Annotated in this window: 16 protein-coding genes; 10 read left to right on the forward strand and 6 right to left on the reverse strand. The window is 69.1% G+C overall.

Translation table 11 applies throughout. From position 1 onward, the window contains the following. Nucleotides 1-19 precede the first annotated feature (19 nt). The 8 genes from PGN12_00435 (at nucleotide 20) to PGN12_00470 (ending at nucleotide 9828) form a co-directional block, all read left to right on the forward strand. The gene (locus PGN12_00435) at nucleotides 20-2506 is read left to right on the forward strand and encodes a circularly permuted type 2 ATP-grasp protein (protein MEH3102356.1); all 2487 of its coding nucleotides are present in this window, start codon (nucleotides 20-22) and stop codon (nucleotides 2504-2506) included. Between the two features lie 245 nt (nucleotides 2507-2751). Continuing rightward, on the forward strand, nucleotides 2752-3639 hold the full coding sequence (locus PGN12_00440) for a transglutaminase family protein (GenBank protein MEH3102357.1): 888 nt from the start codon (nucleotides 2752-2754) through the stop codon (nucleotides 3637-3639). A 60-nt stretch (nucleotides 3640-3699) separates the two neighbouring features. Then, entirely contained in the window at nucleotides 3700-4659 is a 960-nt protein-coding gene (locus PGN12_00445) for a DnaJ domain-containing protein (GenBank protein MEH3102358.1), read from the forward strand. 6 nt (nucleotides 4660-4665) lie between these two features. Next, nucleotides 4666-5619: a YihY/virulence factor BrkB family protein gene (locus PGN12_00450; GenBank protein ID MEH3102359.1), complete on the forward strand. Its 954-nt coding sequence runs from the start codon at nucleotides 4666-4668 to the stop codon at nucleotides 5617-5619. Between the two features lie 13 nt (nucleotides 5620-5632). Next, nucleotides 5633-6436 carry an enoyl-ACP reductase FabI gene (fabI, locus tag PGN12_00455; protein MEH3102360.1) on the forward strand — a complete coding sequence of 268 codons (804 nt, stop codon included), beginning with the start codon at nucleotides 5633-5635 and terminating at the stop codon, nucleotides 6434-6436. Nucleotides 6437-6462: 26 nt separating this feature from the next. After that, nucleotides 6463-6987 (forward strand): N-acetyltransferase, encoded by a 525-nt coding sequence (locus tag PGN12_00460; GenBank protein ID MEH3102361.1) that lies wholly within the window; start codon nucleotides 6463-6465, stop codon nucleotides 6985-6987. Nucleotides 6988-7960: 973 nt separating this feature from the next. Then, complete coding sequence (locus tag PGN12_00465) at nucleotides 7961-8281, forward strand: hypothetical protein (GenBank protein MEH3102362.1); 321 nt, start codon at nucleotides 7961-7963, stop codon at nucleotides 8279-8281. Beyond that, complete coding sequence (locus PGN12_00470) at nucleotides 8278-9828, forward strand: methyl-accepting chemotaxis protein (GenBank protein MEH3102363.1); 1551 nt, start codon at nucleotides 8278-8280, stop codon at nucleotides 9826-9828. Before PGN12_00465 ends, PGN12_00470 begins: the two co-directional genes overlap by 4 nt. Before the next feature lie 101 nt (nucleotides 9829-9929). On the opposite strand, the gene PGN12_00475 is transcribed toward PGN12_00470, so the two are convergent. The 5 genes from PGN12_00475 to PGN12_00495 all read right to left on the reverse strand — a co-directional run bounded on the left by PGN12_00475 (nucleotide 9930) and on the right by PGN12_00495 (nucleotide 14224). Further along, entirely contained in the window at nucleotides 9930-10337 is a 408-nt protein-coding gene (locus PGN12_00475) for a hypothetical protein (GenBank protein MEH3102364.1), read from the reverse strand. Next, a complete protein-coding gene (locus tag PGN12_00480) occupies nucleotides 10334-10873 on the reverse strand; it encodes a pseudouridine synthase (GenBank protein ID MEH3102365.1) in 540 nt (179 codons plus the stop codon). Before PGN12_00480 ends, PGN12_00475 begins: the two co-directional genes overlap by 4 nt. Next, complete coding sequence (locus tag PGN12_00485) at nucleotides 10870-12483, reverse strand: NAD(P)/FAD-dependent oxidoreductase (protein MEH3102366.1); 1614 nt, start codon at nucleotides 12481-12483, stop codon at nucleotides 10870-10872. Before PGN12_00485 ends, PGN12_00480 begins: the two co-directional genes overlap by 4 nt. Nucleotides 12484-12667: 184 nt before the next feature. Next, nucleotides 12668-13684 (reverse strand): LLM class flavin-dependent oxidoreductase, encoded by a 1017-nt coding sequence (locus PGN12_00490; GenBank protein ID MEH3102367.1) that lies wholly within the window; start codon nucleotides 13682-13684, stop codon nucleotides 12668-12670. 150 nt (nucleotides 13685-13834) lie between these two features. After that, a complete protein-coding gene (locus tag PGN12_00495) occupies nucleotides 13835-14224 on the reverse strand; it encodes a helix-turn-helix domain-containing protein (protein MEH3102368.1) in 390 nt (129 codons plus the stop codon). Between the two features lie 90 nt (nucleotides 14225-14314). Here PGN12_00495 and PGN12_00500 point away from each other — a divergent pair, with 90 nt between their 5' ends. Both PGN12_00500 and PGN12_00505 read left to right on the forward strand, forming a co-directional pair. Further along, the gene (locus PGN12_00500) at nucleotides 14315-15439 is read left to right on the forward strand and encodes an NADH:flavin oxidoreductase (protein MEH3102369.1); all 1125 of its coding nucleotides are present in this window, start codon (nucleotides 14315-14317) and stop codon (nucleotides 15437-15439) included. Nucleotides 15440-15598: 159 nt separating this feature from the next. After that, a complete protein-coding gene (locus PGN12_00505) occupies nucleotides 15599-15847 on the forward strand; it encodes a hypothetical protein (GenBank protein MEH3102370.1) in 249 nt (82 codons plus the stop codon). Nucleotides 15848-15949: 102 nt separating this feature from the next. Here PGN12_00505 and PGN12_00510 read toward each other — a convergent pair whose 3' ends face one another. Next, nucleotides 15950-16210, reverse strand: a complete 261-nt coding sequence (locus PGN12_00510; protein ID MEH3102371.1) for a hypothetical protein — start codon at nucleotides 16208-16210, stop codon at nucleotides 15950-15952. Nucleotides 16211-16333: the final 123 nt, after the last annotated feature.

Raw genomic sequence — 16333 nt, forward strand, 5'->3', positions numbered from 1 at the left:
TCATTAGGGTCCGCCCCGGTTGGCTAAGGAGGAACCGCTGGCCACGCAGCCGCTCTTCGACAACAGCACCCTCGCCCGCCGCCGGTTCGATGATTACGCCGGCACGCCGTCCGACACGATGCGCAGCGGTGCCGCCGCGCCGTGGCTGGCAGTGCTGGAGGAATTGTCCGCGGTCGCGGGCGACGATCTCGGCCATGCGCGCGAGCGGGTGCAGCGGCACGCGATCGATATCGGCACCGGCTTCCGCATCATCGGCGAGGACAGCGAGCGGCCGTGGCCGGTCAGCCCGGTGCCGCTGCTGATCGAGGCGCAGGAGTGGGCGCACATCGAGCGCGGGGTCGTCCAGCGCGCCGATCTGTTCGAGACGATCCTTGCCGATCTCTATGGTCCGTCGACACTGGCGGAGCGCGGCTATTTTCCCGCGACGCTGGTCACGGGCAGCCCGTTCTTCCTGCGCCCGCTGGTCGGGCTCGCGCCACCGGGCGGGCATCATTTGCATTTCGTCGCGATCGACCTGGGGCGCAGTCCCTCGGGTGAGTGGCGCGTGCTCGCCGACCATCTGCGCGCGCCGACCGGGGCAGGCTATGCGCTGGAGAACCGACTGGCGATCAGCCGGACGCTGGGCGGGTTGCAGGCGCGGCTCAACGTGCGCCGCCATGCGCCGTTCTTCGCGGCGTTCCGCGAGGGGCTGGCGGCGGCGTGCCGGCGCAGCGATCCGCGCATCGGGTTGCTGACGCCGGGGCGCTACAATCCCAGCTACCCCGAGCAGGCGCATCTGGCGCGCTATCTGGGGTTGTTGCTGGTCGAGGGCGACGATCTCGCCGCGCTGGAGGACCGACTCTATGTCCGCACGATCGCCGGACTGAAGCGCGTCGACGCGTTGTGGCGGCGGCTCGATCCGCGGCTGCTCGATCCGCTGGCGTTCGACTCGCATTCGCGGATCGGGGTGCCGGGGCTGATCGACGTGTGGGCGCAGGGCAATGTCGTGCTCGCCAACGCGCCCGGCGCGGGCGTGCTGGAAAGCCCGGCATTCGGGGCGTTCCTGCCGCAGCTGAGCACGCGGCTGACCGGCGCGGACCTGATCCTGCCCAATATCGCGACCTGGTGGTGCGGGCAAAAGCGCGAGGCGGCGCATGTCGCGGGCGAGTTCGGGTCGATGCTGCTGTCTCCGGCGTTCGGGGCGCGGACGCTGGGGCTGCCCGGTGATGCGCCGGTGGCGGGCGCGGACCTGACGCCAGAGCAGCGCGCGGCGTTCCTCGACGATCTCACCCGCCGGCCGCAGGATTATGTCGGGCAGGAGATCGTCCGGCTGTCGACGATGCCGGTCATCATCGAGGACCGGCTGGAGCCGCGGCCGTTTACGCTGCGCGTTTTCGCGGCGCGCGATGCGCACGGCGACTGGCAGGTGTTGCCGGGCGGGTTCGCGCGGATCGGCGCGCATCCCGACCCGCGTGCGGCGGTGCTGGGCGAAGGGACATGGTCCGCGGACGTGTGCGTGCACGGCGCGGAGCCGGTGTCGCCGGTGTCGTTGCTGCCCGCGCCCGATTCGCTGCACGTCCGGCGCAATCCGGGGACGCTGCCGAGCCGGGTCGCGGACAATTTCTTCTGGCTCGGCCGCTATCTGGAGCGCGGCGAGGCGTTGCTGGCGGCGATCCGCGTGATGCTGGGCCATTCGATCGACGCCGATACCGGCGCGGCCCCCGATGATGCGACGCTCGCCAAGTTGGTCGCCGAGATCGTCGACAGCGGCGCGGCCCCTGCCCCGACCGGTTTCCGCCGCGCCGAGCTGATCGCGTTCGCGCGCACCGCGATGGAGGCGCGCGACGGCGGGTGGCAGTCGGTCGCGGCGATCAACACCCATGCGCAGCGGATCGCGGGCGGGTCGCGCGACCGGCTGTCGGTCGACATGGTCCGGCTGCTCGACGCGCCCTTCCCGACGCATCGCGGGATGCTCGACCGTGCCGGGTCGCTCCAGCGCCGCTATGCCGCGATCGCCGGGCTGTCCGCCGAGCATATGGGGCGGACCGCGGCGTGGCGGTTCCACGATCTCGGGCGGCGGATCGAGCGCGCGCGCGCGATCACGCGCGCGGCGCGAATCTTCGGGATGAGCGGCGCGTCGGCGGGCGACCTGTCGACGTTGCTCGACCTCGCCGACAGCCAGATCAGCTATCGCCAGCGTTACCTGACCGGGATCGCGCGGGTGCCGGTGGTCGACCTGACCGTGCTCGATCCGGGCAATCCACGCGCCTTGGCGTTTCAGGTCGAGCGGATCCGCGAGCATCTCGCCGCGCTGCCGGTGCTCGACGACGACGGCATGGCGGAGCCGCAGCAGATCGAGGCGACCGAGCTGCTGGCGCTGGTCGCGCCGGCACAGGCGGCGTTGCTTGACCCGGAGACGCTGTTGGAGGTGGAGCGCCGGTTGTTCCGGCTGTCCGAGGCGATCGCGCGGCGGTATTTTCTGCAAGGCGCCGAGCCGTTGCGGGCGAGCGGGTTGACGCTGGCGTGAGCGACACACTGATATTTCGTCATTGCGACCCCGACTTCAGGCGAGACCGCTGCGAAGGTCCGAAAACCGCCCGAATCGCTCGTCACCCCGGACTTGTTCCGGGGTCCACTGCTCCGCAAGAGCAACATTTGCCATGCTCGCGGAACGGTCGATGCCGGAACACGTCCGGCATGACGGGTGGAGTTTCGCAGATGTCTCGACCCCAAGTCCGAGACGCAATGACGTGGGGAAAGTGGCTCTGACCGATGCGCTATGACATCCGCCACATCACCCGCTTCGACTATGGCAATGCGGTCAAGTTCGCGCGCTGCAACCTGCGGCTGAAGCCGATCGACTGGCCCGGGCAGAAGCTGGAGGACTATGCGCTGCACGTCGCGCCGTCCGGGCGGACGACCGCGGCCTATGCCGAGGCCGGGCTGGCGCATGTCACGCGGCTGGTGGTCGACGAGCGCGTCCGGCGGCTGACGATCGAGAGCGTCGCGCGGCTGACGGTCGACCGGCTGGTGCCGGTGCCCGAGGCGAGCGACCCGACGATCGCCGAGGTTTGCGCGCTCGCCCGCGCGTCGAGCGACGTGTCGGCGGCGGGGCCGGCGGCGTATCTGTTCCCCTCGCCGCTGATCCCGCTTGATCGCGCGATCGCCGATTATTGCGCGCCCGATCTGACGCCCGATCGCAACGTGCTGGAGGCCGGGATCGCGCTCGCGCGGCGTATCCAGCGCGACTTCGCGTTCGACCCGACCGCGACATTGGTCGACACGCCGCCGCACGAGGCGTTCGCCAAGCGCAGCGGCGTTTGTCAGGATTTCGCGCAGATCATGCTGACCGGCCTGCGCGCCGCCGGGCTGCCCGCCGCTTATGCCTCGGGCTATATCCGCACGATCCCGCCGCCCGGTCAGGAGCGGCTGGTCGGGGCGGACGCGACGCACGCCTGGGTGCTGATCTGGTGCGGGCCGCAGCGCGGCTGGGTCGGGGTCGATCCGACCAACGGCATCTGGATGGCGGGCGACCATATCGTCGTCGCGATCGGGCGCGACTATGCGGAGATCGCGCCAGTCGACGGCGTCGTGCTGGGATCGGGGGCGCAGGCGATGGAGGTCAGCGTCGACGTCGCCCCGATCATGGAGCCCGCGTAACGATTGCGCTTCGGCGCGCGCTCCCCCACATAGGCGAGTAACACACCAACCGGGGACGACATGGCCGATCCATATGCGACGCTGGGCGTGGCGCGCGGCGCCAGCGAGGCGGACATCAAGAAAGCGTATCGCAAGCTCGCGAAAGAGCTGCATCCCGACCGCAACCGCGACAATCCCAAGGCGGCGGAGAAGTTCGGGCAGGTCACCAGCGCCTATGACCTGCTGACCGACAAGGACAAGCGCGCGCGGTTCGACCGCGGCGAGATCGACGGCGACGGCAACCCGACCGCGCCGTTCGGCTTCGGGGCCGGCGGGCGGGGACAGGCCGGCAACGGCGGGTTCCGCTCCGAAGGGTTCGACATGAGCGGGATGGGCGGCGGTGCCGGCGGCCCGGACATGAGCGATATCTTCGAGGGGCTGTTCGGCGGCGGTCGCGCGCGCGGCGGCGGTGGCGGCGGCGGCGGGTTCGCCAGCGGGTTCGGCCGGCGGCAGCCGCCGCCCAAGGGCGGCAACGTCGCCTATGCGCTGCGCGTGCCGTTCACCGATGCCGCAACGCTCGCGCCGCAGCGCGTGACGCTGGCGGGCGGGAACACGATCGATCTCAAGCTGCCCGCCGGGGTCGATACCGGCACGCAGATGCGGCTTGCCGGCAAGGGCGACGAGGGGCCAGGCGGCGCGGGCGACGCGATCGTGACGATCGAGGTCCAGCCGCACCGCTTCTTCACGCGCGACGGCGACGATGTGCGGCTCGACCTGCCGATCACGCTGAAGGAGGCGGTCGAGGGCGGCAAGGTGAAGTGCCCGACGGTCGACAAGCCGGTGATGATTACCGTGCCGACCGGGGCAACCTCCGGCAAGACGTTGCGTTTGAAGGGAAAGGGCTTTCACCGCAAAGGCGGCGAGCGTGGCGATCAGCTGGTGACGCTGATCGTCGACGTGCCCGCCGACGATGCGGCGCTGAAGGCGTTCGTCGCCGGCTGGGACGGTGGCGGGAACCCGCGCGCGGCGATGGGCGTCTGATCGTGCGTGACCGACGCCCCGCTCTCGCTGACGCCTGAAGACCGCGGGCGCCACCACGGCGCCGCGCGTCGCCGGCTCGACCGCCAGCTCGCGCATCTTCGCCCCGGCGCCTATGCGTGGGAGGTGTTCAAGCGCGCGGCGATCGGCGTGTGGACCGACGGGTTCATCTACGCGGGCAACCTCGCCTATCTCGCGCTGATGACGGTGTTTCCGTTCTTCATCGTCGCCGCCGCGGTGGCGTCGCTGTTCGGGCAGAGCGACGAAGTGCAGCACGGGCTCGCCAGCTTCCTGTCGGTGCTGCCGCACGACGTGGCGGAGGTGTTGCGGACGCCGATCGCCAATGTGTTGCAGGCGCGGACCGGGCCTTTGCTGTGGTTCGGCGCGCTGGTCGGGCTGTGGACGGTCGGCAGCTTCGCCGAGACGATCCGCGACATTTTCCGCAAGGCCTATGGCACACGCTCGTCGCAATCGCTGTGGCGCGCGCGGCTGGGGCTGAGCATCGCGATCATCGCCTCGGTGGTGATCGCGCTGTTCGCGTTCCTCGTGCAGGGCATCCTGACCGCCGCCGAGCAGTTCATCTACCGGCTGCTGCCGGTCGCGCAGCATGTCGCGGAGTGGCTCAACATCGCGCGGCTGGTGCCGGCGGCGATCATGTTCGGCGCGCTGTACATGCTGTTCTATTCGGTGACGCCGGGCAAATACCGCCGCAGCGACGCGCGCAAATGGCCGGGCGCATTGTTCACGACCTTGTGGTGGGTGAGCATGACCGCGGGGCTGCCATGGGCGCTGTCGCAGCTCGGCGGCTATGACCTCACCTATGGCAGCCTTGCCGGTGTGGTGGTCATGCTGTTGTTCTTCTATCTGATCGGGCTGGGGCTGGTGTTCGGCGCGCACCTCAACGCGGCACTGGCGGAGCCGCCCGAACCGGTTGTAGAGGGGACCGGACAGGGTGAATCATAATGCAGGTACACGCGTGAACGGATTGATGGCGGGCAAGCGCGGGCTCATCATGGGGCTGGCCAACGACAAGTCGCTGGCGTGGGGGATCGCCAAGAAGCTGAGCGAGGCCGGCGCGGAAATCGCCTTCTCCTATCAGGGCGCGGCGATGGAGAAGCGCGTGCGCCCGCTTGCCGAGCAACTGGGCGTCGCGCGACTGTTCGATTGCGACGTCGCGGACATGGACGCGCTGGATGCGACCTTCGCGGCGCTGGCCGAGGAATGGCCGACGATCGACTTCGTCGTCCATGCGATCGGCTTTTCGGACAAGTCGCAGCTGCGCGGGCGCTATTACGACACCACGCTCGACAATTTCCTGATGACGATGAACATCTCGGCCTATTCGCTGGTCGCGGTGGCGCAGCGCGCGCGGCGGATGATGCCGGAAGGCGGCTCGATCCTGACGCTGACCTATTACGGCGCCGAGAAGGTCATCCCGCATTACAATGTGATGGGTGTGGCGAAAGCGGCGCTGGAGACGAGCGTCAAGTATCTCGCGGTCGATCTTGGCCCCGACAACATCCGCATCAATGCCGTCTCGGCCGGGCCGATCCAGACGCTGGCGGCACGCGGGATCGGCGACTTCAACTATATCCTCAAGTGGAACGAGCTGAACGCGCCGCTGCGCCGTACCGTGACGATCGAGGATGTCGGCGGTGCGGGGCTCTACATGCTCTCCGACCTGGCGAGCGGCGTGACCGGCGAGATCCACCATGTCGACGCGGGCTATAACGTGATCGGGATGAAGGCCGAGGACGCGCCCGACATCGCGCTGGCGTGAGCGTTGCGGGTGCGAGTATTGGCGGCGTGACGATCGCGATCCGTCCGGCCGCGGGCGGCGACGTCGCCGCGATCGACGCGCTGATCCGCGCGGTCTTCCCGCGCGCCGACGAGGCCGATCTGGTGCGGCAGCTGTGCGTCGACGGCGACATGGTGCTGATGATGGTTGCCGTGGATGAGGAGCGTGGCACGCTGGTCGGCGCGGTGGCGTTCAGCCGGATGGCGGTCGACGTCGGCGGCAAGGCGATCGCCGCGGTCGCACTCGCGCCGGTCGCGGTCGCCGAGCATTATCGCCGGCAGGGCGTCGCCGAGGCGTTGATCCACGCCGGGATCGAACGGATCGAGGCGGCGCGGGTCGTGCTGTGCTTCGTACTGGGCGAGCCGGCTTTCTACGCGCGGTTCGGCTTCCACGCCGATTACGCGAAGAACTTCGCCTCGCCTTATGCGGGCGAGCATCTGATGGCGCTGCCGATCCAGGGCGGACTGATGCCGTGCGGCGAGCGCGGCGCCGCCATCCACGCGCCCGCCTTCGCGCGGCTCGGTGAGGGCTGACGCAAGGGAACCGGACGCCAGCCCCCGCCCGAACGGGCAGGGGCATGGGAGGGGAACGTGTCTTACCGAGGCTTGGGTGGCTTCGCTGCCCTCGCCCCTCGCATAGGGGAGAGGGTTGCGCAGACTTGGGCTTTGCGCAGCAAAGTCTTAGGGCGTTACCGGACCAGGTTGAACCACCGTCATCGCCCTGCGGGCGACCGCTGCGCGGCGGGACGCTTTCGGCGTGATGCCGCGTTGCTCGTCGGTCACGATGCTTTTGCATCGCTCCCTCCTCACGCCTTGCACCACACCAAAATCGCCTCCGTGCCGATGATCCAACCTGCTCCGGTAACGCCCTAGTCGGAGCTGGGTGAGGGGTGGCGCTCGCGAAAGCGCGCGCGCGAGCCTTCGGCTCGCTCGACCCCTCACCCAAGCTGCGCTAGCCAGCAAGCTGGCAAGCTCCGCTATCCCTCTCCCCTGTCCAGGGGCGAGGGCAGCAGGACACCTGCATGAATGTCGATCGGCCCTAACGTGTACGCCACCGCGCTCGAACCAACCTCCGGCGTCACCCCGGACTGGCTCCGGGGTCTACCGGCCCGCAAGAGCAGCCGCCTTTGTGCCGGCGGAACGGTGGATGCCGGAACAAGTCCGGCATGACGGCTGGGATTTCGGGGAGGCGACGCTTCGGTTTCGATCGATCAGCCGCTGCTGCCTCGACTTCCCTACCCCCATTCCTCCTTTGAAGGGGATCGTTGCGAAAGGTCGGGACCGCGCCCTTTCCACGCCGTACCCCAGCGAAGGCCGAGGTCCCGTTGGAAAGGTCTTTCCGCTAGTTACGAGCGGCCCCCAACCGGGCCACGGCCTTCGCCGGGGCACGAGAAGGCGATTTCGCAACGATACGCTGAGAGGGGCTTATCTGCATCAACACCATGATATCGCACACCAAAGGCGCGACCATCACACTCCGTTAAGCACCAAATCTTACAAGGCCGGAATGGATCATCGTTCCGACCGGCTGTTCATCGTGGCGCAGGCCAGCGTCGGCGTCGCCGCGCTTGCGATCATGAGCCTGTACCCGCCCGACGATGGGCGCATCCTGCTGGTGCCGGTGATCGATCGCGATACCAATGCCACCGCTCGGCTGGCGCTTTCGTCGGGCGCGAGGCTGCTGGGCGCGGGACCGCTACGCGGCTCGCTGGTGGTGGTCGGTAACCGCGCACGGCTGGCGGCGCATAGCCGGCCGTGGCGAATGCTGATGCTCGCCGCCCCGCCGGCCGGATGCGGCACCCCCTCCAGACAGGCGAACGTCGCATGAGCGCGCCGACCGATCCGCTCGACCGGATGCGCATGTATGGCGTGAAGGGCTGGGCCTGGGCGGGCTGGATCGTGCTGGCCGGGCTGTGCGCGGGCGACCTGCTGATCGGTGGCGGCAAGCTGCCGGTGGTGCTGGCGGTCGGGCTGCTCGCCAATATCGGGCCGACGGCGATGATGGTGCTCGGGCGGCAGGATGCGGCGGCGCGTGCGACGATGGGCGTGCTGGCGTCGGTGTTGCCGTCGCTGTTGGTGTTCGTGCTGCAAGGGCGCGCGTGGCAGATGGACGCGCACATGTATTTCTTCGTCGCGATGGCGGCGTTGCTGGTGCTTGCCGACTGGCGCCCGATCCTGATCTGCACCGTCCTGACCGCGGTGCACCACCTGCTGCTCGAATGGTTCGCGCCCGATTGGGTGTTCGACGGCAACGGCGATCTGGGACGCGTGCTGTTCCATGTCGTGGCGGTCGGGCTGCAGTTCGGGGCGCTGACCGTGGTGACGTTGATGCTGGAGCGGCTGTTCGCCGCGCAGGAGCGCAGCCTGCGGCGCGCGCGCGAGTTGACCGCGATCGCCGAAGAGGGCCGCCGCGCCACCGAAAGCGCGCTGGAGCAGGCGCGGCTCGCCGAGGATCGCGCCGCGCGCGAGCGGCGGCGGCGCGAGGATCAGGCGGCGCAGATCGCACAGGAGCGGCGCGGCGAGCTGATGATGCTGGCGGGCGAGTTCGAGCGATCGGTGACGTCGATCGTCGGCGGGATCGCGCAGGCGAGCGAGCGTCTGGAGCAGGCCGCCATCCAGCTTGAGGGCGGCACCACCGCCGCGCGGGGCGACGCCGTGTCGGCGGCGGCGAGCGCGGGTGAGGCGGCATCCGGCATCGCGCAGGTCGCGGCATCGATCCGCGACCTGACCCAGTCGATCCAGACGATCGCGGTCGCCGCCGAGCGGCAGTCGCAGCTGACCGACGGCGTGAGCATCGCCGCGCAACGCAGTGTCCAGACCGCTGCGATGCTGGAGGAGCAGGCGGTGCAGATCGAAGGCTTCCTCGCCGACATCCGGCGGATCGCGGCGCAGACCAATTTGCTGGCGCTGAACGCGACGATCGAGGCATCGCGCGCCGGCGAGGCGGGGCGCGGCTTCGCGGTGGTCGCGGGCGAGGTGAAGGCGCTCTCCGCCGACACGACGCGGGCCAGCGACCGGATCGGGGTATTGATCGCGGGGATACGCGAGGGGGTGGCGGAGACCGGCGAGAAATTGCGCAGCGTGACGCAGGCGGTCGCCGAAGTGTCGGGCGCGGCGCGCGGGATCGCGGTGGCAGCAGACGAGCAGCGCAACAGCGCGACCGAAGTCGATGGCGGCGCGACGCGCGCGGCGGACATGGCGGAGGCGATCGGCGGCGGGATCGGCGCGCTGGTCGAGACGGTCGGCAAGGCCTCGACGCTGTCGGCGACGGTGCGCAACAGCGCGAGCGCGCTGGCGACCAGCGCGCGCGACCTGCATGGGTCGACCAATCGCTTCGTGGCGTTCCTGACCTGCGAGCGCGAGGCGGCGGCGTAGGCGGGCGCGCGTCGCCCCGGACTTGATCCGGGGAAGGTGGCCCGTTTTCCGTCATTCCCGCGCAGGCGGGAATGACGGGGATGGGCGATGCGGGGGTCCGGTCAGGCCCGCGACGACGGGGTGATGGCGGGCAGCGGCGGCGGAAGAGCCCAGCGCTGCACCGCTTCCAGTGCGATGCCGGCGAGATTCTGCGTGCGCTTGATGTAGCGGATGCGCAGCCGGCCGGCGGGGCGTGGGAGCGACTGGAATCGCTCGTAATGCGCACGGCAGGCGGGCGGACAGCGGATGGCGCCGTGCGCCTGCGCGATCACCGCGGCGGCGTCGCCGAGCAGCACCGCCTCGGCGAGCGCCAGATCGTTGGCCAGCATCAACGCGGCGGTCAGCGCCAGCCATTCGGCCTCCATGCTGGTGCCGGGCCCGAGATCGCGGCGCATGTACGTCCGCCCGCCCGCGACCAAAGCATATTCCATCCCGGCGGGCGAATAGCCGCCGTCGAAGAAGATCTTCATGCGTGCCGCCACGCCCCCGGCGCGAGATCGCCGAGCGACCAGTCGCCGACGCGCCAGCGGATCAGCCGCAGCGTCGGGTGGCCGACCGCGGCGGTCATACGGCGCACCTGACGGTTGCGCCCCTCGCGGATCGTCAGCGCGATCCATGTGTCGGGGATGCTCGCCCGGTAGCGGATCGGGGGCGTGCGCGGCCAGATGTCGGGCGTGTCGAGCGGCTCGACCTCGGCCGGAAGGGTCATGCCATCCTTCAACATCACGCCCGCACGCAGCGCGGCCAGCGCGGCCGCGTCGGGTACGCCCTCGACCTGCACCCAATAGGTCTTGGGCAGCTTGAACTTCGGATCGGCGATCCGCGACTGGAGTCGTCCGTCGTCGGTGAGCAACAACAGCCCCTCGCTGTCGCGGTCCAGCCGCCCGGCGGGATAGACGCCGGGGACGTCGATGTGATCGGACAGCGTGGCGCGGGTCGTCGGGGAGCCGCGGTCGGTGAACTGGCTCAGCACGTCATAGGGCTTGTTGAACAGGATCAATGTCATGCGCGCCCGATCTGCTGCGCCACCGCCTCCGCGACCCGGATGCCGTCGACCGCCGCCGACAGGATGCCGCCGGCATAGCCCGCGCCCTCGCCCGCGGGATACAGGCCGCGGGTGTTGAGGCTCTGCATGTCCTCGCCGCGCGTGAAGCGCACCGGCGAGGAGGTGCGCGTCTCGACCCCGGTCATCACGACATCGGGATGGTCGTAGCCCTTGATCTGGCGGCCGAACACCGGGATCGCCTCGCGCATCGCCGCAATCGCGAAGTCGGGAAGGCATTCGGCGAGATCGGTGGGGGTGACGCCGGGCCTGTACGACGGCACGACGCTGCCGAGCGTCGTCGAGGCGCGTCCGGCGAGGAAGTCGCCGACGCGCTGCGCCGGGGCGTGATAGGTCGACCCGCCCGCGACGAACGCCTTCGCCTCGATCTCGCGTTGCAGCGTCAGCCCGGCGAGCGGGTCGCCGGGATAGTCGCGCTCGGGGTCGATCGCGACGACGAAGCCGGAATTGGCGTTGCGCTCGTTGCGCGAATATTGGCTCATGCCGTTCGTGGCGACGCGGCCTTCCTCGCTGGTCGCCGCGACGACGGTGCCGCCGGGGCACATGCAGAAGCTGTAGACCGTCCGCCCGTTCGAACAGTGATGCGAGATGTGATATTCGGCCGCGCCGAGTACCGGATGGCCGGCGTCGGGGCCGAAGCGCGCGCGGTCGATCCACGATTGCGGATGCTCGATGCGGACGCCGATCGAAAAGGGCTTGGCTTCGGCATGGACGCCGGCCTCGACCAGCATTTCGAACGTATCGCGCGCGCTGTGGCCGATCGCCATCACGACATGCTCGGCCGCCAGATAGCCGCCGTCGTGGAGGTGCAGGCCCTTGATGCGGCGCTCCCCGCCCTGCTCCGCGACGTCGAAGCCGGTGACGCGGGTCGAGAAGCGGTATTCGCCGCCGAGTTCCTCGATCGTCGCGCGCATGCTCTCGACCATCGTCACGAGGCGGAAGGTGCCGATGTGGGGATGCGCCTCGGTCAGGATCTCCTCGGGCGCACCGGCCTTGACGAATTCGGTCAGCACCTTGCGGTTGAGGTGGCGCGGATCCTTGATGCGGCTGTAGAGCTTGCCGTCCGAGAAGGTCCCTGCCCCGCCCTCGCCGTACTGGACGTTCGATTCGGGGTTGAGGACGCTGCGCCGCCACAGGCCCCAAGTGTCCTTGGTCCGCTCGCGCACCACCTTGCCGCGCTCCACGATGATCGGGCGGTAGCCGGCCTGCGCGAGGATCAGCGCGGCAAACAATCCGCACGGGCCCGCGCCGATCACCACCGGGCGCGGCGCGCCGTCTTTGGCAGGCTCGGGGGCGCGGTAGCGCGTGTCGGGAGTGAGCGAGACGTCGCGGTCGCGGCGGTTGCGCGCGAGCACCGTGCCCTCGTTCTTCACCGCGACATCGACGGTGTAGACGAGCTGGATCCGGCCATGTTCGCGCGCATCATTGCCGCGCCGTGCGATCGTGAAGCGGATCAGCTCGCGCGGGGTGATCCGCAGCCGCTTGACGATCGCGGCGGGCAGCGCTTCGTCGGCATGGTGGAGCGGCAGTTTCAGGTCGGTGATGCGGATCATGGCGGCGGGGCTTTAGCGGGGTTCGCGGGGATTGTCAGAGGTAAGCGTACGTCGATCTTTCCCTTGCCTCCCCGGCGAACGCCGGGGTCCAGTTACGTGACGATAATGGTGGAGGACTGCACTCCAACCCGCGAGCCTTCCCAACTGGGCCCCGGCGTGCGCCGGGGTGGTAAAAACGCTGGCCTCACCGCCAGCCGAGCGCGGGCGCGACGTGGCGGAGGATGTTCTCCAGCACGTGCGCGTTGTAATCGACGCCGAGCTGGTTGGGGACGGTCAGCAGCAACGTATCGGCCTCGGCGATGCCCTCGTCGGCGCGGAGTTGTTCGATCAGCCGCTCGGGCTCGGCGGCATAGGAGCGGCCGAACACCGCGCGCATGTTGTCGATCACGCCGATCTGGTCGCCGCCACCGTCGCGCCCGAAATAGGCGCGGTCGCGGTCGTCGGTCAGCGCGAAGATCGAGCGCGATACCGAGACGCGCGGGGTGCGGGTGTGGCCGGCGGCCTTCCATGCTTCACGATAGACGCGGATCTGCTTGGCCTGCTGGACCTGGAACGGCTCGCCGCTTTCGTCGGCCTTCAAGGTCGAGCTTTGCAGGTTCATCCCCATTTGCGCCGCCCAGACCGCGGTGGCGTTCGACGCCGAGCCCCACCAGATCCGCTCGCGCAACCCTTCGGCATGCGGTTCGAGGCGGAGCAGCCCGGGCGGGTTGGGGAACATCGGCTGCGGGTTGGGCCTGGCGAAGCCCTCGCCCTGCAACAGGCGCAGGAACAATTCGCTGTGGCGACGGCCCATGTCCGCGTCGCTCTCCCCGGATGCGGGGGCGTAGCCGAAATAGCGCCAGCCCTCGATCACCTGCTCGGGCGAGCCGCGGCTGATGCCGAGTTGCAGGCGGCCGCCCGCGATCAGGTCCGCCGCGCCGGCATTCTCGGTCATGTAGAACGGGTTTTCGTAGCGCATGTCGATCACGCCGGTGCCGATCTCGATCGACCGGGTGCGCGCGCCGACCGCCGCGAGCAGCGGGAACGGCGAGGCGAGCTGCTGCGCGAAATGGTGGACGCGGTAATAGGCACCGTCCGCGCCGAGTTCTTCCGCCGCGACCGCGAGGTCGATCGATTGCAGGAGCACGTCGCTGGCCGAGCGGGTGGCGGAGCCGTGCGCGGTCGACCAATGGCCGAAGGAGAGGAAGCCGATCTTTTTCACATCATGATCCTTTTTCCGATCGCCCTGAGGAAAGGCTGAGCCTGTCGAAGCCTTGTCTCGAAGGGTCCGTGCGGGGCGGTACTTCGAGACGCCATCTCGGCTTCGCTCGATGGCTCCTCAGCACGAACGGGTGGGGGCGGATAATGGGCGTTACGCCGCCACCTTCTCGTCGAAGCTGCGGCGCGCCTCCTCGACGTGCGGCATGTTCTCGATCGTCCAGCGGTACAGCGCCTTGAACGGCTGGTGCAGTGAGCGGCCCAGCGGCGTAATCGCATATTCGACCGCGACCGGCGACGCCGGGATCACGCGCCGCGACACCATGCCGTTGCGCTCCAACCGGCGCAGGCATTGCGTCAGCGCCTTTTGCGTCACGCCCTCCAGATGGCGGCGGATCGCGTTGAAGCGCATCGGCCCGGCGTCCAGTACGGTGAGCACCATCATCGACCATTTGTCCGCGATCTGGTCGAGCAGCGCGCGGCTCGGGCAATCGACCGAGAAATGCTGGCAGACGTGCGGCGGCGTGAGCGTGGCGGTTTCCATGAGTATACCTAGTCGATCGCAGGTGCGTTATTGACCTCAGGTTTCCGATATATACCTGAAGGGCCGCAATCACAAGAAAAGGCGCCGTGGATGTCCTCCGCTTCGGTCGATACGTTGTTCCGTCCGTTCTCGCTCGGCTCGCTCGAGCTGCCCAACCGCATCGTCATGGCGCCGATGACGCGCACGATGGCGCCGGGCGGCGTGGTCGGCGAGGCGAACGCCGCTTATTACCGCCGGCGCGCCGAGGGTGGCGTCGGGCTGATCCTGTCCGAGGGCACGGTGATCGACCGGCCGTCGTCGCGTAACCATCCGGGGATCCCGTTCTTCCACGGCGACGCTGCGCTGGCGGGCTGGAAGGGCGTGATCGACGCGGTGCACGCGGCAGGCGGCAAGATGGGGCCGCAGATCTGGCACACCGGCGCGACCAGCGGCCCGCCTGCGGGGGACTGGGCGCCGCCGCAGCCGGTCGAGAGCCCGTCGGGCTATAACGCGCCCTCGGAAGCGCGCGGGCAGGCGATGAGCGACGAGGACGTCGCCGACACGATCGCCGCCTTCGCGCGCGCGGCCGCCGAGGCTAAGGCGCTCGGCTTCGACACGGTCGAGATCCACGGCGCGCACGGTTACCTGATCGACCAGTTCTTCTGGGGCGGCACCAACCAGCGCAACGACAATTACGGCGGCGCGACGATCCGCGAGCGGTCGCGGTTCGCGGGCGAGGTGGTCAAGGCGGTGCGCGCGGCGGTCGGACCCGACATGCCGGTGATCCTGCGCGTCAGCCAGTGGAAGCAGCAGGATTATCGCGCGCGGCTCGCCGAGACGCCGGAGGCGATGACCGATTGGCTGCTGCCGCTGGTCGAGGCGGGCGCGAACGTGCTGCATTGCTCGCAGCGGCGCTTCTGGGAGCCGGAGTTCCCCGAGCTGGACGGCGAGCAGGGCCTCAATTTCGCAGGCTGGGCCAAGAAGCTGACCGGCGCGACGACGATCAGCGTCGGTTCGGTCGGGCTGTCGGGTGAGTTCCTCGCGGCGTTCGGCGGCGAAGGGTCGACCAGCACCGATCTCGACCGGCTGGTGGCACGGATGGAGCGCGACGAATTCGACCTGATCGCGGTCGGGCGCGCGCTGATCAGCGACCCGGAATGGGTGGCGAAGGTGCGCGCGGGCGACGCGGCGGGGCTGAAGGGCTTCGAGGCGAGCGCGCTGGCCGAGCTGGTGTGATTTGGCGCGTCCGTCATCCCAGGCTCGATCCGGGATCCCGCTTCCTGCCTCTCTGCCAAGAAGAAGCGGGGCCCCGGATCAAGTCCGGGGCGACGGTATAGGAAGCTGAAGACGCACCTTTTTGCCATGCCGGTGCGTAGGTGAGGTCTGGAGGATCCCATGACCGACAAGCAACCGATGCAGGCCGATGGCGAGGGCACCGCGCCGCACGATCCCGATGGCAGCGGCGAGGTGGCGAGCCGGCGCGACAGCAGCGGCGAGAGCCAGGGCGGCGCCTATCCTAACCCGCATACGGGGAAGGATGGCGGGCACTTTCAGGGCGGGCAGAGCGAGCGCGGCTATCACGGCGGGAATCAGGCCGGTGACGAGAAGGACGGGCATCAGCCAAACGCGCCCTCGACGGAGTGAAACTCTTGCCGTCACCCCGGACTTGATCCGGGGTCCCGCTTCTGTCGGACCGCAGAAAAGGAAGCGGGGCCCCGGATCAAGTCCGGGGCGACGATACTTAGGTCAATATCGGGCAGGCAGGCGGGGCTCCTGATACCCATCAACCTCGCAGGCTTCCGGATGCTTGCGGCACTCCTTGTCGCGACGTTCCTGTTCCTTGCGCATTTTGCGAACGTATTTCTCGTCGCGCTCCTTCGGGCTGGTCGTCATCAGGTCGGCGGTCTTGCCGACCGCCTTCACCGGCAACGTCGCGACGTTCCATGCGGTGCGCACGCATCCGCTGGTCGCCAGCAGCACCGCGCACGCCAAGATCACCTTACGCATCATACCAGCCTCCCGCCTTCCCCGCCGCATAGCAGCGCAAAGCTGAACGAACCCCATGAGAATCGTTCGCACGGACCTCCCCCGATCAACTGACGTTCTTGGCGGGTAAGCGAGAGGCGGTTT

Origin of the sequence: Sphingomonas phyllosphaerae (assembly GCA_036946405.1) — a bacterium.
Lineage (GTDB): Bacteria > Pseudomonadota > Alphaproteobacteria > Sphingomonadales > Sphingomonadaceae > Sphingomonas > Sphingomonas phyllosphaerae_D.